Source organism: Halorubrum sp. B53 (assembly GCF_059752395.1).
The window spans coordinates 26,268-46,826 of record NZ_MWTH01000009.1 but is presented as its reverse complement, the minus strand read 5'-3'; the positions used below and the strand labels follow the sequence as shown (position 1 = coordinate 46,826).

Below are 20,559 nucleotides of genomic sequence, written 5' to 3'. Positions count from 1 at the left end.
GGTCAGTACTCCTCCGGATCGATCTCCAAGACGAGTTCGCCCGCCTTGAACGCTCGGACGAGCCCGTCGGACTCCGAGAGCACGATCGCGGTCGCGTTCGTGTCCCGAGTGATCGCGCCGCCGGCCATGTGGCGCGCGCCGAGCCCCTTCGGGATGTCGACGCCCTCGGCCCCCGGTTCGAGGTAGCGGTACGCGGAGACGATCTTCCCGGAGTCGGAGACGACGAACGCGCCGTCGAGCCGGGAGAACTCCTTGACCATCACGTTGACAATAGGGTCGCCGACGTGGACGTGCGACTTCTCGAAGGGGTTGTACGACAGCGGGCGGGACTTGTTCATCACCTTCCCCGCGTCGCCGACGACGAACAGGGCGCCCACCGGCTTCCCCTTCTGTCCCTTCTGTCCGAGTTCGATCGCGAGTTCGAACACGTCGCGGATGACGCTCGGCTCCGCCCGGGAGTTGACGAACAGGTCGTAGATCCCGGTGTGGACCGTCTCGTCGACGGTAACGCGGATCACCGCGTCCGATCCCCCGTCGAAGACGCTCGCGATGCAGACGACCTCGTCGCCCTCGCTGACCAAGTCGGCGTCCATCGAGCCCTCAATACCGAACCGGATACGGTCTTTGACGTTGTCGAACGGGAGGGGGAGCTCGACGAAGGTGTCGGCGTCGACGTCGTTGTCCGGAGCGACGACGACGACCTCGGTGTCGCCGTCCTCGAACCGGTCGTGAAACGAGCTCGTCGGCGAGAACAAAAGCACCGCGTCCGCGTCCTCGACGAGGTCGGACAGGTGGTCGGTGAGCGAGGCCATTACTCGGAGCAACTCCCGGACGGCCTATAGTCGTTGTGTCGCCGTCGTGCGCCTGTCGGACGTGTTACATTCTCTCGAAACGAATCCTCGGCCGTCGTCGCCCGTCGACCGCCGCGCGATTGGGTCCGCCCGCCGGATGCCGCTCGATCGCTGGCCGCCCGCCGAACGCCGCGCGACTTTTGCCCCCGCGGCGACACCGTTCGGACGAACATGGCGACTCGCGACGCGCTCTGGGCCTACCGCGACCGGTTCGGCGACGCCTTCGGGCGGACCTACTTCCGGCGCTTCGGCCCCGGCGTGGCCTCCAGCGTCGGGATCGGCACCTACCTCGGCGAGCCGACAGCCGCGGTCGACGACGCCTCCCGCGAGGCGATCGGGCTCGCGCTCCGCTCCGGGGTGAACCACGTCGACACCGCGGTCAACTACCGCTGCGGGCGGGCCGAGCGCGTCGTCGGCGAGGCCGTGCGAGAGTCCCCGATCGACCGCGAGTCGATCGTCGTCGCGACGAAGGGCGGGTTCCTCCCCTTCGACGGCGAGCGCCCGGACGACCCCGCGGCGTACGTCCGCGACCGCTTCCTCGCGACCGGAATCGTCGACGCCGACGACCTCGCGAACGGCGCGCACGCGGTGGCGCCGGAGTACCTGGAGTGGTCGCTCGACCGCTCGCTGGACCGGCTCGGGCTCGACGCCGTCGACCTCTTTTATATTCACAACCCGGAGACGCAGCTCGCGGCCCGCTCCCGCGAGGTGGTGTACGACCGGCTGGAGGCCGCCTTCGAGGCCCTAGAACGCCGGCGCGCCGCCGGCGACGTCGGCGCCTACGGCGTCGCCACCTGGGACGCCTTCCGCGTTCCCGAGAGCGACGAGCGGTACCTCTCGCTCGCCGAGGTCCTCGCCCGGGCCGAGGCCGCCGGCGAGGCGGTCGGCCCCGACGACGATCACGGGTTCGAGGCGGTCCAACTCCCTTTTAATGTCGCCATGGCGGACGCCTTCACGCGGCGGAACCAGCGCCCGCCCGGAGTCGACGGCGACGACGGCGACGCCGACGGAGACGACTCCGACGACGCCGACGGCGACGCTAAGCCGGTCTCGACCCTGGAGTTCGCCCACGAGGCCGGCCTCTCTGTGGTGACGAGCGCGAGCATCGGGCAGGGGGAACTCGCGAACGAGGGCGCGATCCCGGCCGACGTCGACGCAACCCTCGCCGGCGAGACGCCGGCGCAGCGCGCGCTCAACTTCGCTCGGAGCGCCCCGGGCGTCACCGCCTCGCTCGTCGGGGCGAGCGACCCGGCCCACGTCCGCGAGAACGTCGCCGCGGGCACGTTCGACCCGCTCGGCGCCTCGGCGTTCGACGCCGTCTTCGAGTGAGTCCGGGAGCGACCCGATGTCGGCAAAAGAGGTTTGTCGAGACCGCTCCAAGCCGGCCGCATGTCCCCGACGAGACGAGCCCTCCTCGGTAGCGTTCCCCTCGTCGCGCTCGCCGGGTGTCTCGGCGTCGAGACGCGCGACGAGGGCTCGGGGTCGCCCCGGCGACGGGTCTCCGGAACGGATACGGACCCGACCGTCCTGAAGGCGCGAAACCCCGACGGCGAGGCCGTCCTCCTCGACGGCGCCGACGTCGGCGACGAGGGAGCCGACGACCCGGCCCCGATCGGACGCGAACTCGTCACCACCGAGGACCGGGCCGCGGAGCTGTCGGTCGCCGAGGGCGTGTCCGACGCGGACCGCTCGCGGATCCGGTCGTTCCTGGAAGAGACGGACTACGACGCGGAGACGGTGTACGCGTCGCGCGCCGGGGTGCGGTCGTGTTACCGCCTCCGAATCGAGTCGGTCTCGTGGGAGCCGCGGCGCGTCGAGTACGAGTACTGCCGCGAGCTCAGGCCGCCGGACGCGGCCTGCGAGGCGGGCGAACGCGTCGCGCTCGCGCTCCTTTTCCGGCTCCCCGCCGCGTTGGACCCGGAACTCACCGGCTCCGGGTCCAGCGGTCGGTCCCCCTGTCGCGGCGTCGACACCGAGTACGAGGTGCTCGACGCGAACGCGACCGTGCCGGGCAACGCGACGGCGGTCGACGAGGGAGGTGACGGCTCGTGACCCAACGGCTCACCCGACGCGACGCCCTCGCGGTCGGCGGCGCGGTCGCGCTCGCCACCCTCGCCGGCTGTTCCGATGTCGGAAGCGAGCCCCGGTTCTGGGACGACCCGCCGTCGCTCGACACCGACGGTATCACGCGCGCCTTGGACGCCCCGGTCCCGGAGACGCCGCGGCTCGTCCCGGTCGATTTCGACCCCGCCGTCGCGGCCGCGCTCGACGACCGGATCGACCGCCTGCTCGGCCCGATTCCGGAGCCGCTGACCGCGACGACGCTCCCGAACGGCGAGATCCGCGAGCGGATACGCCAACAGCGGGCGGCCGCTCGCGAGGCGCGGCCGGCCCCCGACGAGTCGCTCCCGCCGCTCCGGGCCGCGGAGCGGTACGCGGCGGCGCGGGACCGCGCGGCGACCGCCGTCGGCACGTGGGCCGGGGTGACCGTCGAGGGCGACCCCGAGGACGTGACCGCCGACATCGGGACGGTGCGGCGACGGGCGTTCGAGACGTTGGACGCGCTCCCGGGACCCGCGGCCGACCCGCTGGCCGGCGCCGCGGCGTACGGCCCGATCGAGCGCTGGTACGACGAGTCGCGGCGGCGGACGCTGGTCGGCGGGGCCGCGGGTGTCGAGGGGCGAGCGAACCCGCTTCGGGCCGGCGAGTCGGTCGGCGACGTCGAGCGCGTCCAGTCGTACGTGGACGCGGGACGCCACCTCAGCGACCGGTACCGGGCGTCGCTCGCGGACCCGCAGTCCGTCGAGGACCCGCTTCGGGAGGCGGCGGAGCGGCTGGGCGCGTCAGTCCGCGACCGGCTCCGAGGGCTCCACGGGAGCGACGCCGACCTCCGGTCGAACCCGGGTGCAGAGGCGTTCCTCGACGAGCGGCCGGTGGCCCGCGACGCGCCGAGCGTCTCGCTGCTCTCGAACGCCCTCCACCGGACGTTCGAGGACCTCCGCTTCGACCCGGTTCCGGTGGACGACCGCCCGCCGGAGAACCCGGCGACCGCGCTCACGCGGACGGCGCTCGCGCTCGCTCGACTCCGGGGGCTCGACGCCGTCGCGTCGCGGATCGAGACGGGCGACACGCTGTTCCCGGAAGACCGCGCCGCGGTGAGAGAAGCACGCGACGCGGCGGTCGACTCGGCGGCGTCGCTCGCGGCGAGCGAGAACCCGCTCGACCGCTGGCTCGCGGCGCGGGTCCTCCCCCTCTTCGACGGGCCCGACGCCCGACTCGCGGCGACCGATCCCGACGCCCGCGACGCGGCCGAGGCGTTTACAGAGTACCGGTGGATCGAGACGGTCGCGCGCGAGTCGACGAGCGTGGCGGCGTCGGTCGCCGAGTCGATCGAGGCGTGAGAGCGGCGACGACGACGCGGCGAGTTGAGGGGAAAAGAGACGAGACGCGGCGTCGGGAGGGCGGGCGGGACGCGGTTCGGTTCGATTGGGTTCGATTAGGTTCGGTTCGATTAGGTTCGGTTCGATTAGTTCGGCTTCGGCTCTCGTCGCACCGGCCCGCGACGACGCTCAGCGCAGCTCTTTGAACGTCGCCTCGCACTCGGGGCAGACCCGGACCGCGAACACTTCGTCGGGATCGTTCTTCTTTTTCAAGACCTTCTCGCAGTCGGCGCAGTTCAGGCGCTCGTAGGTGTCCTTGAACAGGTCGCCGTCGCGGAGTCCCTTGCGCGTCGATTTCATACGTCTCGGTTGATCCCGTGTGGGTATAAAAACCCCGTACGACGCGAGTCGGACGGCGAACCCGCTCCGGTCGCGACCGTACGACACGCGACGTCGTATCGGAGCGCCGCGCTTTCGCAACGCTTGTCTCCGGGCGATTCGAAGCGCGTCCGTGTCACGGACTCGGCTGTTCGGATCGCTGTGTGCCCTCGTCTTCCTCGTCAACTTCGCGCGCGTCGTCTTCGCGCCGCTCGTGGGGGAGTTCATCGGCGAGTTCGCGATCGGCGAGGGGACCGCCGGCCTCATCGTCACGCTCGCGTGGCTCGGCTCGGCCGCGCCGCGGCTCCCGGCCGGCTGGGCGCTCACGCGCTTCTCCCGCCGGCTGGTTATCGTGGTCTCCGGGGCGATGCTGACAGTCGGCGCGCTCGGCGTCGCCCTCGCGCCCGGCGTGGCGACGCTGATGACCGCCGCGTTCGCGATCGGCTTAGCGTCCGGCGTCTACTTCGTCGCCGCGAACCCGTTCGTCTCCGAGCTGTTCCCGGAGCGCGTCGGTCGGGCCATGGGCGTTCACGGGACGGCGAGCCAGCTCGCCGCGGTCGCGGCCGCACCGGTCGTCACGGTCGCGCTGTGGTACGACTGGCGGCTCGCGTTCTACGGGCTCGCGGCCGTCGCGGCCGCGACGACCGTCGCCTTCGTGTTCCTCGCCTCCCGGACGGACCTCCCCGACGCCGGCGCGGACGACACCGACTTCGTCGGCGGCGCGCTCGCCGAGTGGAAGCTCATCCTGACGGCCGTCGTGCTGATGGGCCTCACGGGCTTCGTCTGGCAGGGGCTGTTCAACTTCTACGAGCTGTACATGATCGACAAGGGGCTGCCGCCCGCGACCGCCCGCAACCTCCTGACGGTGATCTTCGCCGCCGGCGTCCCCGCCTTCCTCGTCTCCGGGGACCTCGCCGACCGGCTCCCACACGTGCCGTACCTGCTCGGCATCGTCTCGGCGTTCATCGGGAGCGTCGTCCTCGTGGTCATCGTCTCCGGGCTCGTCGCCGTCGTCCTCGCCAGCCTCTCCGTCGGCTTCGCCATCCACATGCTGTTCCCCGCCATGGACACGTACCTGCTCGCGTCGCTGCCGGACGGGTCCCGGGCGTCGGCGTACGCCGTCTACTCCGCCGGGATGATGACGACGCAGGCGGCCGGCTCGTGGACCGTCGGCGAGGCGGTCGAGGCCGGATTCGCCTACGACGTCGTCTTCCTCGCGCTCTCCGGGGGACTCGGTGCGGTCGTGGTCGCCTACGCCGTGTTGGAGCGCATGGGCCGCGTCCCGGGCGGCGCGGCGGGGGCGGAGCCGGCGGCGTGAGCGCGGAGTTGTGGCCGCTCGCGTGCGCGGTCGCGCGTGTGCCGGCACGCGCCACGGGTATCGCACCTATTTAGGGCGTCCCGCCCCTGTACGGTCATAATGGAGTACGTCCAAGAGCGCGTGACGACGCTGCACGCGTTGACCGACCACCGGCCGGACGCCCCCACCGGCCGGGCGGCGGTCGTGGTGCCGATGACGGAGCGCGAGTACGGCACGCTCGCGGCCGAGCGCGTCCTCTCGGCGCTGGAGACGGTCGCGCCGGCTCGGGTGATCGTCCCCCTCCGCGCCCCGCCCGAGCGCGTCGGCCCCTTCGCGCGGTGGCTCGACGGGTTCGACCTCGACGTGGAGACGCTCTGGTGCGGCGGTCCCCGGCTGACGGAACTGCTCGCCGACAGCGGCCTCGACGGGGACCGCGGGAAGGGGCGCGACGTGTGGCTCGGCCTCGGCCGCGCCTTGGAGGAGGAGTACGTCGTCGTCCACGACGCCGACACGAAGACGTACTCGCCGGCGTTCGTCAAGCGACTGCTGTTCCCGGTCGCGAACGGCTACTCGTTCTCGAAGGGGTACTACGCCCGCGTCGAAGACGGGGCGCTGTACGGCCGGCTCTTCCGGCTGTTCTTCCGACCCCTCGTCCGCGCGCTCGCCGACGCCACCGAGCGTCGGGAGGCGGGCGTGATCGAGTATCTCGACGCGTTCCGGTACGCGCTCGCCGGCGAGTTCGCGGCGACGACAGACCTCGTCTCGAAGCTCCGCGTCCAGCGCGGCTGGGGCCTGGAGGTCGGGACCCTCGGCGAGGCGTTCGCGCACGCCGGCTTCGCGGGGAGCGCGCAGGTCGACCTCGGCCGCTACGAGCACGACCACCGCTCCGTCGACGGCCCGACCGGCCTCGCGGACATGAGCCGTGCGGTCGGCGAGGCGACGCTCCGGGCGGTGGAAGAGGCCGGCGTCGCCGTCGACTACGACGGCCTCGCCGACCGCTACCGCGAGGCGGCCGAGGGAATTATTGACGGGTACGAGACCGACGCCGCGTTCAACGGCCTCGACTACGACCGCGAGGACGAGCGCTCGCAGGCCGCGACGTACGCGGACGCCCTCGGGAAACCGGGGCCGGACACCCGCCTCCCGGCGTGGCGCGACGCGCCGATCACGCCCGAGGCGGTCGCCGAGGCGGCCCGGGCGGACCTCGCGGAGGCGGCCGGCGGAGCGGGCGGCGAGGCGACTCGAATCGGCGGCGCGCCGGGCGACGCCGACGTCCGCGGGAACGGCCACCAACCGCCGGCGTCCCCGCCCTCCGATCCGGCGCCGGGAGAGGACTGACCGATGGCCGAAGACGGAGCCGCCGACGATGTCGCGGCGGCGCCGGACGCGCCAAGCGTGGCCGCGCGCGACGACCTCGCAGGAGTCGTCGACCTGTTCGAGTGGCTCACTCGCGCGGAGCTCTCGCACGCGCTTTCGGAGCTCGCTTTTAAACAACGGGCCGAGGTCGACGACGACGCGATCGCCGCCGCGATCGACGTCGCCGTCGCGGAGTACGCGCTGGTGCCGGCGCCGCCCGCGGCGCTCTCGGAGGGCGGCGAGACGCCGCCGGAGACCGCCGACCCCGAGGCCGGTCTCGACGCCGGCGACGTCGCCCTCGCGGTCGGGCCCGCCGCGTTCCCGTCGCTGCCCGACGGCGCGGGGGATCTCCCGCACATCCTCGACGTGCCCGAGCGCGACGTGGACCGCGAGGCGCTCTCGGAGGCGGTCCTCGCTCGGCTCTCCGCGGACGCAGTCTCGGCGATTCGCGAGAGCAACGCCGACCGGCTGGAGGTCCTCGCCGACGTGACCTACGACATCGAGGCGTGGGCGCCCGTCGACGCCGGCGAGATCCGCGAGCGGATCGTCGCCGAGCTGGACGCCTGACTCGGTTTAAAAAAGAAACGCGGGGGCTCGACTCAGGCGCTCGCCTCGCCCTCGGCGAGCTCGCGCGCGAGGAACTCCGCGATCGAGACGTCGGCGTCCTCGACGAAGCGGGCGAGCTCCTCGCCGTCGGCGCTCTCGACCACGACGGTCGGGATCAGCTCGATCCCGTACTCGTCGACGGCCTCGCCCTCCTTGCCGTCCGGCCCCTTCGTGACCGGGAAGTCCTCGATCCGGTCGTCGGGGACGCCGGCCGCGTCGAGCGCCGCCGCGAACGCGGGGAGCTGCCGCCGACAGTCGCCGCACCAGTCGCCGCCCCACACCTTGAATCGGTAGTCGCCGCCTCCGAGCGCGTCCAGCACGTCGTCGCCGAGCGCGTCGCCGTCGGTTCCGTCGGGAGCGAGCGTTTCGAGTGTCATACCGCCCGCTACGCCGGGTAGCCTTGTAAACCGCGCGTCGGTGGCAACGCGTCTTGCCGCGGTCCGTCGGGCATTTGAGTGGCGGTCCCGTTCGTCGACGTAATGGACGACGACGTGCTGGAGGGGCTCGGCTCGCCGCTGGTTCGGGTCGACGCGCCGCCGGAGACGACGGTGGCCGCGAAGGTCGAGTCGCGCAACCCGGGCGGCTCCGCGAAGGACCGCCCGGCGCGGTACATGGTCGAGGCGGCCGAGGAATCGGGAGAGCTGGAACCGGGGGACGGGATCGTCGAACCCACGTCCGGCAACACCGGCATCGGGCTGGCGATGGCCGGCGCGGTGAAGGGGTACGACGTGACGCTCGTGATGCCCGACGGCAAGTCGCTGGAGCGCCGCCGGATCATGCGCGCGTACGGCGCGGAGGTCGAGCTCGTCGACGGCGACATCTCCGCGGCCAAGGACCGCGCCGACGAGCTCGAGGCCGAGGCGGGGATGGTCCAGCTCCGGCAGTTCGAGAACCCCGCGAACCCGCGGGCCCACTACGAGACCACCGGCCCGGAGGTCGTCGAGCAGGTCGGCGACCGGACCGTCGACGCGCTCGTCGCCGGCGTCGGGACCGGCGGGACCATTTCCGGGATCGGTCGTCGGCTCCGCGAGGAGTTCCCCGACGTCCGGGTCGACGCGGTCGAGCCCAGCGACAACGCCGTCCTCTCCGGCGGGGAGCCCGGAAACGACGCGTTCCAGGGGATGGGACCGGGCTTCGTCTCGCCGAACCTCGATGTCGACCTCATCGACGAGGTCCACGCGGTCGGCATCGAGGAGGCGGAGGCCGAGTGCCGGCGGCTCGCCCGCGAGGAGGGGATCCTCGTCGGGCAGTCCTCGGGCGCTTCGAACCTCGCGGCGAAGGACGTCGCCGCGGAGCTCCGGGACGCCGGCGCCTACGCCGGCGAGGAGCCCCTCGTCGTCACCGTGTTCTGGGACAGCGGCGAGCGGTACCTCTCGGCCGGCACCTTCGACGAATAAGCCGCTTCTCGACGACCGGCGCGCCGGTCGAGAGTCGTCGGCCATCTACTCGCCGCCCGTCACCAACCCGCCCCCAACCTGCCCCCCGACCCGAACGTTGAGTACCGTCGGGCCCTCAGTTCAGTCGTGACCACACACGCGGAATCCTCTCCGGGCGACCCCGACGGGGCGGCCGCCGAACCGGCCGGCAGACGGTTCGACGGCCCGTGGCTCCTCGTCCTCGCCGTCGCCGCCGGCGGGTGGACCGTCCTCTACGCGGTCGACTGGGCGCTGCTCTCGGCCGGCACCCCGGCCGGCGCCGCCGTCGCGTTCGCCCACGGCTACCTCCTCGCGCCGCTCGCGACCGCCGCGGTGCTCCTCGACGCGCTGTCGCTGAACGAGCGCGGGGTCGCCGACTTCGGCCTATTTAAATGGCTCTACGCGCTGGCCGCGCTGGTCGCGCCCCCGGTCGGCGCCGTCTACTACGCGCACCGCGAGTGGCTGAAGCCGGGCGACCCGAATCTCCTCGGAGGGACGCCGTGAGCGGCGAGGGCGGGACGAGCGGCGTCGTCCGAAGCCTCGTCACGGCCCCGGCGGGAGGCGCGCCGCCCGAACTCCGAGAGGCCGTCGAGATCCGTCCGGACGGGGTCGACGGCGATCGCTACCGGCGCGGCGACGGGCGCTTCCAGCTCGACGGCTGCGCCGTCACCCTCGTCGCCGCCGAGGCCCTCGACGCCGTCCGCGAGGAGACCGGGATCGACGTCTCGGACGGTCGCCACCGTCGAAACGTCGTCGTCGAGGGGTTCGGTCCGGGGATGGACGACCTGCTGGACGCGACCGTCGCGGTCGGCGAGGCGCGCCTGCGACCGACCCGACGCCGGCCGCCGTGCGCGCACGTCGAGTCGCTGGCCGGCGCGGACGGGCTCGCGTCGGCGCTGCGGAACCGCGGCGGGCTCTGCTGTGACGTGATCGAGCCGGGCCGCGTCGCCGTCGGCGACTCCGCGAGCGTCGCGGACCCGGACCCACGCACCGCGGGCGCCGCCATCGCAGACCGGCTGCGCGAGCGCTCGGCCGGTGGGGATCACCGGCGAGACGACTGATACGGCCGTTTCTATCGGGTGTGTGTGATTCTCACACCTCCGCTTTGGGCTTTATATTGTCGAGTCCGGAGCTATCGCCATGGACCGCACTCGTCGGTCGGCGCTGGCCGGACTCGCCGCGGTCGGAGCCGTCGGCGTCGCCGGCTGTCTCGGCGGCGCACCCCTCGACTCGCTCGCCGGCGACGAGGCGGGCGACAACGATGGGTCCGGCGCCGATGGGCCCGGTGGCGATGGGTCCGGCGCCGATGGATCCGGCGACGCCGACGACGCCACCGGAGAGGGCGCGCGGCCTCCCACCGCCGACACCGGCTATCACGTCCCGTACGACGCCGACACCCTGGTGGCGGAGGCGCTCAACGGCGGCGTCGGGAAGGACGGGATCCCCTCGATCGACGACCCCTCGTTCCGGCCGATCGAGGAGGTGAATTACGCCGAGGGGATCCCGGTTTTCGGTGTCGTTCGCGACGGGGAGGCGAAAGCGTACCCGCAGCAGGTGCTCTCCCATCACGAGATCGTCAACGACGAGCTCGGCGGCGAGCCGGTCGCGGTCACGTACTGTCCGCTCACCGGGACGGCACAGGGGTTCCGCCGCGGCGACACGACGTTCGGGGTGTCGGGGCAACTCGTCAACTCGAACCTGATCATGTACGACCGGGGCACCGACAGCTGGTGGCCGCAGATGCTCGCCACCGGGATCGACGGGCCGATGACCGGCGAGACGCTCGACGAGTTCCGGGTCGTGTGGACGACGGCCGACCGGTGGAGCGAGCGCCACCCGGACTCGCTCGTCATGACGGACGACACCGGGTACGTGCGCCGGTACGAGAGCGACCCGTACGGGAGCTACGCGCCGCTCGGCGGCTACTACGCGCGGGACGGCACGGTGTTCCCGCCGCTGTCGTCGCCCGACGAGGGACACCCGAAGTCGGTCGTCATCGGGGCGCGAACGGGGACCGGCGCTATCGCGTTCGACAAACGGACGCTGCTCGCGGACCGGGTGCTGACCGGCTCGATCGGCGACGGAGGAGCGGACGTCGTCGCCGTCGCGGACTCGGGGCTCTCGACGGGGTACGTCTACCGCAACCCCGATGGCCTTGGGGTCGAACCGGACGGCGACGCCTATCGAGTGGAGGGCGAGGGCGGCGGCGTCGCGGCGGCCGACCTCCCGCTGGAGCCGGTGCTCGCGTTCGACGCGATGTGGTTCGCCTGGGCGGGCTTTTACCCCGACACCGCGTTCGTCGGCGAGCACACGGGGGCGGGGGATGGCGGCTGAGTCGGCCCCGCCGGTCGAGTCGCCGGTCGCGTGGGCTGGCGGGCTGATCCGCCGGACCGCCTTCGCCGTCCGGGCGTCGCTCGGTCGGCGCGACGGGCGGTCGACACTCGCGGTCGTCGCGGTCGCGTACTTCCTCGCGTACAGCGCCGGAGTCCGCCACCTCGGCCTCCGCGGCGGCGGTGGCGGCTGGGCCGGCTCGGGGCCCGCCATCGACGTCACCGTCGCGAGCGACCCGCTCGCGCTCCTGACGCGCCGAGTCGGACCGTTCCAGTACGAGCCAGTCGCGCTCGTCGCGGTCGGCCCGCTCGAGTACCTGTTCGCGCCCGTCAACGCCGCCATCGGACTCGCGCTCGCCGCGCTCGTCGGAGTCACGCTCGCGGTCTCCGTCGTCGCGTGGCGCGGCCCCGCGGCGTGTCGGATCGGCGCCGGGGCGGGCGCCGCCGCGGGACTCCCCGGGATCCTGTCGGGGGTCGCCTGCTGCGGCCCGACGCTCCTGCTCGTCATCGGCGTGCAGGCCTCCGCGGGGCTGCTCGCCGTGATGCAGTGGTTCCTCCCGCTCGCGGTCCTCGGTCTCGTCGCCACGCTGCTGTGGGTCGGGAGCCGGGTCGACCCGGCCGCCGTCGGGTGAGGGGCGGCGGAGGTGGTTCCGGCCGGAACCGAAAGCGTTGACCGCCGACCGGACCCACCTCCCGTCAGTGACAGCCGGATGAGTTGGCAGTACCGTCACACGGTGCTGTCGCTGTGCATGCTCGCGTTCCTGGTGACCTACTTCGCGAGGCTGGCGATCAGCCCGGTCGTCCCCCTCATCGTCGACGACTTCGGGGTGTCGAACACCGCTATCGGCGTCGCGCTCTCCGGGATGTGGCTGGCGTACGGCGCCGCCCAGTTCCCGAGCGGCGTGCTCGCCGACCGACACGGCGAGCGGATCGTGATCCTCGTCGCCGTCGGCGGCACGACGGCGATGAGCCTCGTGCTCGCCTTAGCGCCCGTCTTCCCCCTGTTCGTGCTAGCGGCGGTGCTGTTAGGGCTCGTCGCCGGCCTCCACTACGCGGTGGCGACGACGCTGCTCTCGCGGACCTTCGACGAGATCGGCACGGCGTTCGGGCTCCACTCCGCGGGCGGCCCGCTCGCCGGGCTCGTGGCGCCCGTCGCCGCGGCGTGGGTCGGCGTCCGCTACGGCTGGCGGCCCGCGGTCGCGCTGGCCGCGGTGGTCGGCGTGCCGGTGTTCCTGCTGTTCGCGTGGCGCGTCCGGCCGACCGAGCCGCGGCGCCCCGACCAGCCGATGCGGGACCGGCTCGCGGTCGCGCCGCTCGTCGAACTCCTCTCGCGGCCGCGCATCCTCCTCCCGCTGTTCGTCGCGATGGCCGGCACGTACGTGGTGCAGGGCGTGATGTCCTTCCTCCCGACGTTCCTCGTCGAGTTCCGCGGGTATTCGCCGGGGTTCGCCGCCAGCGTCTTCTCCGCGTTCTTCGTCGTCCGGGCGGTCGCGCAGGTCGCGCTCGGCCGGCTGTCGGACCGCGTGGGCCGCGACGCGGCCATCGGCGGCGCGATGCTGGCGGGCGCGCTCGGGATCACCTCGTTCGTCCTCGGTCCCGGGCTCGTCGGCGTCGGCGTCGCCGTGCTGCTGGCCGGCTCCGGGTCGAGCTTCTTCTCGGCGATCGACCCGCGGTTCATGGACGCGCTCAGCGACACGGAGCGGGGGGCCGGATTCGGACTCGTCCGGACCGTCTACACCGTGATCGGCTCCGCGGGCTCCTTCGGCGTCGGGCTCGCGACCGACCTGTTCGGCTGGGGCGTCTCCTTCTCGATACTGGCGGTGCTGTTCGGGCTCACGTTCGCCGTGCTCGTCGCCAACTGGGCGCTCGGCACGGGGTACTGAGGGGAGACCTGAACTCGGCTTCTCTCCACTCTAATAAAAAATCGATAGATGACCGTAGCGCGCCTATCGAGTTCGACGAAGCGTCGCTTCGTCGAACTGCGAAAATCAGATATTTTCGCGCTTGACTTCGGCTTACGCCTCGTCAAATATCGATAAGCTCGCTCCGCTCGCTTATCGGACTCGATCCGGCTTACGCCTCGTCAAACAACGTCTCGCCCTCGACCATGTGCGCCTCGACGGCGTCCATGTCGAGCGTGACGCCGAGGCCCGGCTTCTCCGGGACCTCGATGTAGCCGTCCTCGATGACCTCCTCCTCGACGAGGTCCTCCCACCAGCCGAGCTCGTAAGAGTGGTACTCGATCGCCAGCGAGTTCGGGATCGCGGCGCCGACGTGCGTCGCCGCCATCGTCGCGATCGGCGAGGCGACGTTGTGCATCGCGACCGGGACGTAGTACTGGTTCGCCACGTCGGCGATCTTGCGGGTCTCGCGCATCCCGCCGACCTTCGGCAGGTCGGGCGCGACGATGTCGACCGCCTGGTTCTCGATGAGGCGGCGGAGCTCGGTGACGCGGTAGCGGTTCTCGCCGACCGCGATCGGCGTCGTCGTGCTCTTGGTGACCTCCTCCTGCACCTCGAGGTTCTCCGGCGGGACGGGGTCTTCGAGCCACCACACGTCGTAGTCGTTGATGGCCTCCGCGAGTCGCTTCGCGGAGCCGCCCGAGAACGTCCAGTGGCAGTCGAAGGCGACGTCGGCCTTGTCCTTCACGCGCTCGGTGACCTTCTCGACGATCTCCGCCTTGTGACGGATCTCGCCGGGGCGGAGGTGGCGGTTCGCGCGGTCCTTCTCGAGCCCCGAGGGGACGTCGAGGTCGAACTTCAGCGCGTCGTAGCCGAGCTCGTCGACGACCCGTTCGGCCTCGTCGGCGCACGCGTCGGGGTCGGCCTCCTCCTCGGTGTGGCAGTCGCAGTAGACGCGGAGCTCGTCGCGGTACTTCCCGCCGAGCAGCTGGTAGGCGGGCACGTCGAGGATCTTGCCGGCGAGGTCGTGGAGCGCGACCTCGATCCCGGAGATCGCGGTGACGGTGACGCCCTCGACGGAGCCCTCGCCCGACATCTTCTGGATCAGGTGCTCGTACAGCCGGTCGATGTCGAGCGGGTTCTCGCCGATCACGAACGGCTTCATCCGTTCGATGAGCTCCGGGACGCCGGCGCCCCAGTAGGCCTCGCCGGTGCCGACGACGCCCGCGTCGGTGTACACGCGGACGAGCGTCCACGGGAAGTTCCCGTCGACCATCGTCGTCTGTACGTCCGTGATCTCGACGTCGCGGTCGCCGCCGCGCGACCCGGTCGTCCCCATCGTCTCGGCGGAGAGCTCCCGCATCGTGTACTCCGCGTTCGGGTCGTGAAGCGACTCGTAGTTTCGGCTCATGAGCGGCGATTCCTTCGGGACAGGGTAAATGTTTATGTTCGACTGTCGGCACTGGGAATCCCTCCGCTTTCCGCTGTTTCCAGACTCGCATCGCTTCCCGCTGTTTCCAGACTCGCATCGCTTCCCGCTGTTTCCCGATCCCCGGGGGCTCCGGACGGCTCCGCGCGGCGGATAATAAATAGGGAGCTTTTCATTACCGTGTTCGAAAGGTGACCTATGGTCGAAATCACCGATTCGCTGGCGTGTCTGTTCACAGGAGAGGTCGAGGAGCGCGACGGCGATCACGTCGTCGCCGTCCCCTCGTCGGAGATCGAACACGGGTCCGTCGCTCCCGACGAGACGTACCGCGTGGCACTGATACAGCGAGACGGGGGTAACCAGGGCGCCGCCTCGACCGAGTCAGCCACCGACACGTCGGGGGATCGGGACGTCGCGGGCAACGCTGCCGGGAGGTCCCCGGCGCACTCCGCCGTCGACGACGCCGCCGGCCCGCCGGTCTCCGAGGGCGACGTCCGCGAGGTCACGATCGAGACGCTCGGCGACAAGGGCGACGGCATCGCGAAGATCGAACGCGGCTACGTCGTCATCGTCCCGGACTCCGAGCCGGGCGACGAGCCGACCGTCGAGATCACGAGCGTCCGCGAGAACGTCTCGTTCGCCGACGTCATCGAGGAGTAGGCGGCTCCGTCGGACCCGCCGTTTCGAATCCGCCCCCCGGTCACTCCGGCGGGTCGCTCCGCGAGAACAGCCGCCGGAGGTGCGCCGGCGAGAAAAAGGAGCTCGGCCGGTCCATGTGGACGCCGATCTCGCCCGAGAGCGCCCGGAGGCCGAGCCGCTGGACGGGTTCCGGCAGCGAGTAGCACCGCCTGATCCCCTTTCCGAGCAGGATCTCTCGGCCGATCGCGTCGCGCCAGCCGGCCTCGTAGTCGGCGAGCGTCGCCGGGTCCGCGGGGTCGATCACGTCCGCGGCCACGTCGGCCGCGGTCATCCCGTACAGAATCCCGCCGCCGGTGAACGGCTTCGTCTGCGCGGCCGCGTCCCCGATCAGGAACGCCCGGTCGGTGGTGACCCGATCCGGCGGGCCGACCGGGATCGCCCCGGAGCAGAACCGGTCGGTCGTCGCGCCGTAGGCGTCGGTGAGCCGGTCAAACATCGCCGAGACGTCGTCGCTGGGGGGCGCCGCGAGCCCGTACTCGACGCCGGCGTCGCCCCGCGGGATCCGCCACGCGAAGAACGTCGGCGCGGTGAGGTGGACGTCGACGAGGTCGCCGTCGTCGGGCGCGTCGTCGAACGCGAGCACGCCGTGGAGCAGCTCGTCCGGCTCCGGGAGGTCGAGCGACCGGCGCACGCGGGAGGTCGGACCGTCGCAGCCGGCGACCATCCGAGCCTCCACCGTCTCGACGTCGCCATCGGGAGTCCGGACCTCGACGGCGACCCGATCCGACCGCTCGTCGAGGTCGACGACCGTGTGGCCCTCGCGCACGTCGGCGCCCGCGTCCCGGGCGCAGTCGGCGAGCGTCCGGTCGAGCCCGACGCGGTCGATCACGTTCGAGACCGGCCGTTGCTTATAAAACGGGTACGCCTTCGAGTTCGGGCCGCCGACGTGGAACCGCGCTCCGTACACGCGGTTCTGGAGGAGGCGGTCGCGGGCCTCGTCCGGGACGTAGTCCCAGACGTCGTCGGAGACGTGTCCCGAACAGGCCAGCGGCTCGCCGACCGTCCCCTTCTCGAAGACGACCACGTCGCGGCCGGCCTCGGCCGCGCGTCGGGCGAACCGGGACCCCGGCGGGCCGGCGCCGACGACGACGAAATCGTGCATGAACGAAGCGTCGTGGCGGATAGGTAAAAGTACGACGCGGTTACCTCGGCTCCGGCAGCGCCCCGCCCGCGGGCTCGCGCTCCTCGCCGGCGCCCCGGAGTCGGCTTCCCCTACCGTCGCTCCGCCAGCCACGCCAGCGCCGCGTCGAGGTCGGTCTCCGGCGGCGAGCAGGTCCGCCCCTCGCAGACGTAGGCGGTCGGCTCGCCGTCGACGGCGTCCCGGCCGGCCCAGATCGGCGGCGCCTCGTCCATGTCGAGCCGGCCCAGCCACGCGTCCAGTCCGCCCTCGGTCGGCGGTCGTGGCGCGACGAGCGCGCCCGGCAGGTAGCGCTCGCCCAGGGTCTCCCGCCACGCGTCCGGCACCGCGTCGGCGGCGATCGTCGCCTCGATCCCGCCCGTCTCGACGCGCTCGGCCGCTCGAACGAGCGAGACGTGCTCCAGCGGGCTCGCGCGGATCCGGTCGGCGTGAGTCGTCACGACCGCCTCCGCGACCGCGGCGAACTCGCGGTCGGTTCGGAACCCGTCGAGCAGCGCCAGCGTCTCGGCCGCCACGCCGAGGCTCGACGGCGTCGAGCGGTCGGTGAACTCCTGCGGGCGGGCGAAGAGGGCGTCGTCGCCCTCATCGGCGCTCTTTCCCGGCTCCCGCGTGAAGTAGATCGTTCCGTCGTCGGCGTCGTAAAAGTCCGAAACGATCGTCTCGGCCAGTTCGAGCGCGAACCCGAGCGGCTCGGGATCGCCGGTGGCGGCGTAGACGTCGAGCGCGCCGCGCGCGAGGAACGCGTGGTCGTCGAGGTAGCCCGGCCCGCGGACGTCGCCGTCGAGCCACCGGCGAGCGAGCTCGCCGGACGCCTCGTCGTACAGGCGGTCCCGACAGAACTCCAGCGCCTCGCGGGCGATCTCGGCGTACGACTCGCCGAGGACGTCCCCCGCGTTCGCGAACGCGGAGATCGCGCGGCCGTTCCACGAGGCGAGCACCTTCTCGTCACGGGCGGGCCGCGGCCGCGACTCCCGGGCCTCGAACAGCGCGGTGCGGGCCTCAGTCAGGCGCTCGCGGACCTCGTCGACCGCCAGGTCGTGCTCGTCGGCGAGCTCCTCGACCGAGGCCGCGATCGTCGGCACCGTCGTGCCGCGCTCGAAGTTCCCGCCCGACTCGATCCCGTAGCGGTCCTTCGCCAGCGACGCGGCCGGGTCGTCGAGGACCGCGTCGACCTCGGCGGGCGTCCAGACGTAGAAGGCGCCCTCGACGTCGGCGGGCTCTCCTCCGTCGTCGCTCCCGTCCCCACGCCGGCTTTCGGGCGGTGCGCTCCGCGCGTCGAGGGTGCTGAAGAAGCCCCCCTCGTCGTGGCGGAGTTCGCGGTCGAGGAACCCGAGGGTCTCGCTCGCGACGCGGGCGTACGCGGGGTCACCGGTCAGGCGGTACCCGTCGAGGTACACCAAGGGGAGCTCCGCGTTGTCGTACAGCATCTTCTCGAAGTGCGGGACGGTCCACCGCCGATCCGTCGCGTACCGGTGGAACCCGCCGCCGATCTGGTCGTACATCCCGCCGCGGGCCATCCCGTCGAGGGTGCCGGTCGCGGCCGTGAGCGCGGCGTCCCGACCGGTCCGGGCGTAGGCGCGCATGAGCAGGTCGATCCGGCCCGGCATCGGGAACTTCGCGCCGCCGCTTCCGAAGCCGCCGTACTCGTCGTCGTAGCCGCGGATCGCGGCGGCGGCCGCCTCGTCGAGGAGATCGGCGCCGGGCGGTTCCGCGTCGCTCGCGTCGCCGGCGGGGTCCGCCTCCGGCACCGACTCCAGCTCGTCGCGGGCGCTCGTCGCCCACTGCTCGGCGCGCCGCTCCATCTCCTCGCGCTGCTCGGGGTCCGCCCACGAGTCGGCGATGCGCTCGCACAGATCGCGGAACCCCGGCTGGTTCCGCCGCGGCTCGGGCGGGAAGTACGTCCCGACGTAGAACGGCTTCCCCTCGGGCGTGCACCACGCGGAGAGCGGCCAGCCGCCCCCGCCCGTGACGAGCTGGGAAACGGTCATGAACGTGCTGTCGACGTCGGGCCGCTCCTCGCGGTCGACCTTCACCGGCACGAACTCCTCGTTGAGCACCTCGGCGATCCCCTCGTCCTCGAAGCTCTCCTCGGCCATCACGTGACACCAGTGGCAGGAGGAGTAGCCGATGGAGACGAACACCGGGACGTCGTGCTCGCGGGCGCGCTCGAACGCCTCGTCACCCCACGGCTGCCAGTTGACCGGGTTGTCGGCGTGTTGCTGGAGGTACGGGCTCGCCTCCTCGTCGAGGCGGTTCCGCTCCGTCGGCTGTGTCATACCCCCGGTTCGCTCCGGCGAGGCAAAAAGCCGTCACACGACCGGCGGATCAGGAAGCCGGCGCGACTGGTAATGCACGTGTGTGTATATCTCGTCCCAGAGGGGAAAGTAAAGCTTACACTACCGTGCACTCACCCGTCGAGCATGACCGAGACCGTACTCCTCGTCGGCGGCGGCGGACGCGAGCACGCGATCGCCCGCGCGGTCGCCGACGACTGCGCGTTGTACGCCTGCGCGAGCAACCGGAACCCGGGCATCCGTCGGCTGGCGGACGGCTTCGAGACGATCGACGAGACCGACGCCGCGGCGGTCGCCGACTACGCGACCGACGTGGGCGCCGACCTCGCGGTGATCGGCCCCGAGTCCGCGCTGGCGGCGGGCGTCGCGGACGCGCTCGACGACGCCGGCGTGTACGCGTTCGGCCCGCGGGCCGAGGAGGCGCGGCTGGAGACGGACAAGGCGTACCAGCGAGAGTTCATGGAGGAGGCTGACGTCCCCGGCTGCCCGGACTACGCGGTGTTCGACGACATCGAGGCCGCCTGCGACTACATCGACGCCTACGACGGCGACCTCGCGGTGAAGCCCGCCGGGCTCACGGGCGGGAAGGGCGTCAAGGTGATCGGCGACCAGGTCACCGCCGAGGAGGCGAAGGCGTACCTCCGCGACTCCGACTACGACCGCGTCGTCTTGGAGGAGCGACTCGTCGGCGAGGAGTTCACTATCCAGGCGTTCGTCGCGAACACCGACGTGCGGACGACCCCCGCGGTCCAGGACCACAAGCGAGCCTACGAGGGCGACGAGGGGCCGAACACGGGCGGGATGGGCTCGTACTCGGACACGGGCCTCTCGCTGCCGTTCATGACCGATGGCGACTACGAGGCCGCCGTCGACGTGCTCGAGGCCGTCGTCGAGGCGCTCCCCGACTACAAGGGCGTCCTCTACGGCCAGTTCATGCTCACGGACGAGGGGCCGAAGGTCGTCGAATTCAACGCGCGGTTCGGCGACCCCGAGGCGATGAACACGCTGCCGGTGTTAGACACGCCCTTCATCGACGTGCTGACCGCCGCCCGCGACGGCGAGGCGCTTCCCGAGCTCTCCTTCGCCGGCGAGGCGACCGTCTGCAAGTACGCCGTCCCGGACGGCTACCCGGTCGACCCCGACGCGGGCGCTGAGATCGCGGTCGACGAGGAGAGCGTCGGCGACGCGCTCCTCTACTACGCCAGCGTCGACGAGCGCGACGACGGGCTGTACACGACCACCTCGCGGTCGTTCGCCGTCGTCGGCCGCGGCGACTCGATCGCCGCCGCGGAGCGGCAGGCCGAGGCGGGGCTCTCGGCCGCCGGCGACGGGCTCCGGATCCGCCACGACGTGGGGAAGGCCGACCTCGTCGAGCGCCGGATCGAGCACATGAACGAGCTGCGAGAATAGTCGGCTCCGCTCGCTCGCGCCCGCGTTCGACTCGCCGCGTGTCGCTGCCGCGCGTCGACGACCCTTTTACCCGTG

General features: G+C 72.0%; 20 protein-coding genes. 14 read left to right on the top strand and 6 right to left on the bottom strand.

Annotated features, from left to right (window positions below; genetic code table 11):
- Window positions 1-2 precede the first annotated feature (2 nt).
- Window positions 3-812, bottom strand: coding sequence for a diadenylate cyclase DacZ (gene dacZ / locus B4V06_RS07775; RefSeq protein ID WP_123112191.1), 810 nt, complete (start codon window positions 810-812; stop codon window positions 3-5).
- A gap of 210 nt (window positions 813-1,022) precedes the next feature.
- Here dacZ and B4V06_RS07770 point away from each other — a divergent pair, with 210 nt between their 5' ends.
- The 3 genes from B4V06_RS07770 to B4V06_RS07760 are packed head-to-tail and all read left to right on the top strand — an operon-like array spanning window position 1,023 to window position 4,252.
- Window positions 1,023-2,180: an aldo/keto reductase gene (locus tag B4V06_RS07770; RefSeq protein WP_498168889.1), complete on the top strand. Its 1,158-nt coding sequence runs from the start codon at window positions 1,023-1,025 to the stop codon at window positions 2,178-2,180.
- A 60-nt stretch (window positions 2,181-2,240) separates the two neighbouring features.
- Window positions 2,241-2,903: a hypothetical protein gene (locus B4V06_RS07765; RefSeq protein WP_498168887.1), complete on the top strand. Its 663-nt coding sequence runs from the start codon at window positions 2,241-2,243 to the stop codon at window positions 2,901-2,903.
- A complete protein-coding gene (locus B4V06_RS07760; RefSeq protein WP_498168885.1) occupies window positions 2,900-4,252 on the top strand; it encodes a hypothetical protein in 1,353 nt (450 codons plus the stop codon). The genes B4V06_RS07765 and B4V06_RS07760 overlap by 4 nt, the downstream gene beginning before the upstream one ends.
- Window positions 4,253-4,420: 168 nt before the next feature.
- Here B4V06_RS07760 and B4V06_RS07755 read toward each other — a convergent pair whose 3' ends face one another.
- On the bottom strand, window positions 4,421-4,591 hold the full coding sequence (locus B4V06_RS07755) for an HVO_0758 family zinc finger protein (RefSeq protein ID WP_176329420.1): 171 nt from the start codon (window positions 4,589-4,591) through the stop codon (window positions 4,421-4,423).
- Window positions 4,592-4,742: 151 nt separating this feature from the next.
- Between B4V06_RS07755 and B4V06_RS07750 the strand changes: the two genes are divergently transcribed.
- From B4V06_RS07750 to B4V06_RS07740, 3 genes are all read left to right on the top strand, one after another.
- Window positions 4,743-5,927, top strand: a complete 1,185-nt coding sequence (locus B4V06_RS07750) for an MFS transporter (protein ID WP_498168883.1) — start codon at window positions 4,743-4,745, stop codon at window positions 5,925-5,927.
- A 99-nt stretch (window positions 5,928-6,026) separates the two neighbouring features.
- Entirely contained in the window at window positions 6,027-7,244 is a 1,218-nt protein-coding gene (locus B4V06_RS07745) for a glycosyltransferase family protein (RefSeq protein ID WP_255212523.1), read from the top strand.
- Between the two features lie 3 nt (window positions 7,245-7,247).
- Complete coding sequence (locus tag B4V06_RS07740; RefSeq protein WP_123112186.1) at window positions 7,248-7,829, top strand: DUF7109 family protein; 582 nt, start codon at window positions 7,248-7,250, stop codon at window positions 7,827-7,829.
- A gap of 32 nt (window positions 7,830-7,861) precedes the next feature.
- Here B4V06_RS07740 and B4V06_RS07735 read toward each other — a convergent pair whose 3' ends face one another.
- Window positions 7,862-8,245 carry a TlpA family protein disulfide reductase gene (locus B4V06_RS07735; RefSeq protein WP_123112185.1) on the bottom strand — a complete coding sequence of 128 codons (384 nt, stop codon included), beginning with the start codon at window positions 8,243-8,245 and terminating at the stop codon, window positions 7,862-7,864.
- 102 nt (window positions 8,246-8,347) lie between these two features.
- On the opposite strand from B4V06_RS07735, the gene B4V06_RS07730 reads away from it, so the two are divergent.
- The 6 genes from B4V06_RS07730 to B4V06_RS07705 all read left to right on the top strand — a co-directional run bounded on the left by B4V06_RS07730 (window position 8,348) and on the right by B4V06_RS07705 (window position 13,496).
- Window positions 8,348-9,265, top strand: coding sequence for a PLP-dependent cysteine synthase family protein (locus B4V06_RS07730; RefSeq protein ID WP_498168880.1), 918 nt, complete (start codon window positions 8,348-8,350; stop codon window positions 9,263-9,265).
- A 126-nt stretch (window positions 9,266-9,391) separates the two neighbouring features.
- Complete coding sequence (locus B4V06_RS07725) at window positions 9,392-9,787, top strand: hypothetical protein (protein WP_498168877.1); 396 nt, start codon at window positions 9,392-9,394, stop codon at window positions 9,785-9,787.
- Window positions 9,784-10,344, top strand: coding sequence for an MOSC domain-containing protein (locus B4V06_RS07720; protein WP_255212524.1), 561 nt, complete (start codon window positions 9,784-9,786; stop codon window positions 10,342-10,344). Before B4V06_RS07725 ends, B4V06_RS07720 begins: the two co-directional genes overlap by 4 nt.
- A gap of 79 nt (window positions 10,345-10,423) precedes the next feature.
- Window positions 10,424-11,617 carry a DUF3179 domain-containing protein gene (locus B4V06_RS07715; protein WP_498168875.1) on the top strand — a complete coding sequence of 398 codons (1,194 nt, stop codon included), beginning with the start codon at window positions 10,424-10,426 and terminating at the stop codon, window positions 11,615-11,617.
- Complete coding sequence (locus B4V06_RS07710) at window positions 11,607-12,245, top strand: hypothetical protein (protein WP_498168872.1); 639 nt, start codon at window positions 11,607-11,609, stop codon at window positions 12,243-12,245. Before B4V06_RS07715 ends, B4V06_RS07710 begins: the two co-directional genes overlap by 11 nt.
- Window positions 12,246-12,323: 78 nt before the next feature.
- Window positions 12,324-13,496 (top strand): MFS transporter, encoded by a 1,173-nt coding sequence (locus B4V06_RS07705; protein WP_498168870.1) that lies wholly within the window; start codon window positions 12,324-12,326, stop codon window positions 13,494-13,496.
- A gap of 190 nt (window positions 13,497-13,686) precedes the next feature.
- Here B4V06_RS07705 and B4V06_RS07700 read toward each other — a convergent pair whose 3' ends face one another.
- On the bottom strand, window positions 13,687-14,925 hold the full coding sequence (locus B4V06_RS07700; RefSeq protein ID WP_498168867.1) for a mandelate racemase/muconate lactonizing enzyme family protein: 1,239 nt from the start codon (window positions 14,923-14,925) through the stop codon (window positions 13,687-13,689).
- A 216-nt stretch (window positions 14,926-15,141) separates the two neighbouring features.
- On the opposite strand from B4V06_RS07700, the gene B4V06_RS07695 reads away from it, so the two are divergent.
- The gene (locus B4V06_RS07695) at window positions 15,142-15,603 is read left to right on the top strand and encodes a TRAM domain-containing protein (protein WP_123112177.1); all 462 of its coding nucleotides are present in this window, start codon (window positions 15,142-15,144) and stop codon (window positions 15,601-15,603) included.
- A 40-nt stretch (window positions 15,604-15,643) separates the two neighbouring features.
- Here B4V06_RS07695 and B4V06_RS07690 read toward each other — a convergent pair whose 3' ends face one another.
- Window positions 15,644-16,744, bottom strand: a complete 1,101-nt coding sequence (locus B4V06_RS07690; protein WP_123112176.1) for a geranylgeranyl reductase family protein — start codon at window positions 16,742-16,744, stop codon at window positions 15,644-15,646.
- A gap of 110 nt (window positions 16,745-16,854) precedes the next feature.
- Entirely contained in the window at window positions 16,855-19,056 is a 2,202-nt protein-coding gene (locus B4V06_RS07685; protein ID WP_123112175.1) for a thioredoxin domain-containing protein, read from the bottom strand.
- A gap of 144 nt (window positions 19,057-19,200) precedes the next feature.
- Here B4V06_RS07685 and purD point away from each other — a divergent pair, with 144 nt between their 5' ends.
- Window positions 19,201-20,484 carry a phosphoribosylamine--glycine ligase gene (gene purD, locus B4V06_RS07680; RefSeq protein ID WP_123112174.1) on the top strand — a complete coding sequence of 428 codons (1,284 nt, stop codon included), beginning with the start codon at window positions 19,201-19,203 and terminating at the stop codon, window positions 20,482-20,484.
- The last annotated feature ends 75 nt before the right edge of the window (window positions 20,485-20,559 follow it).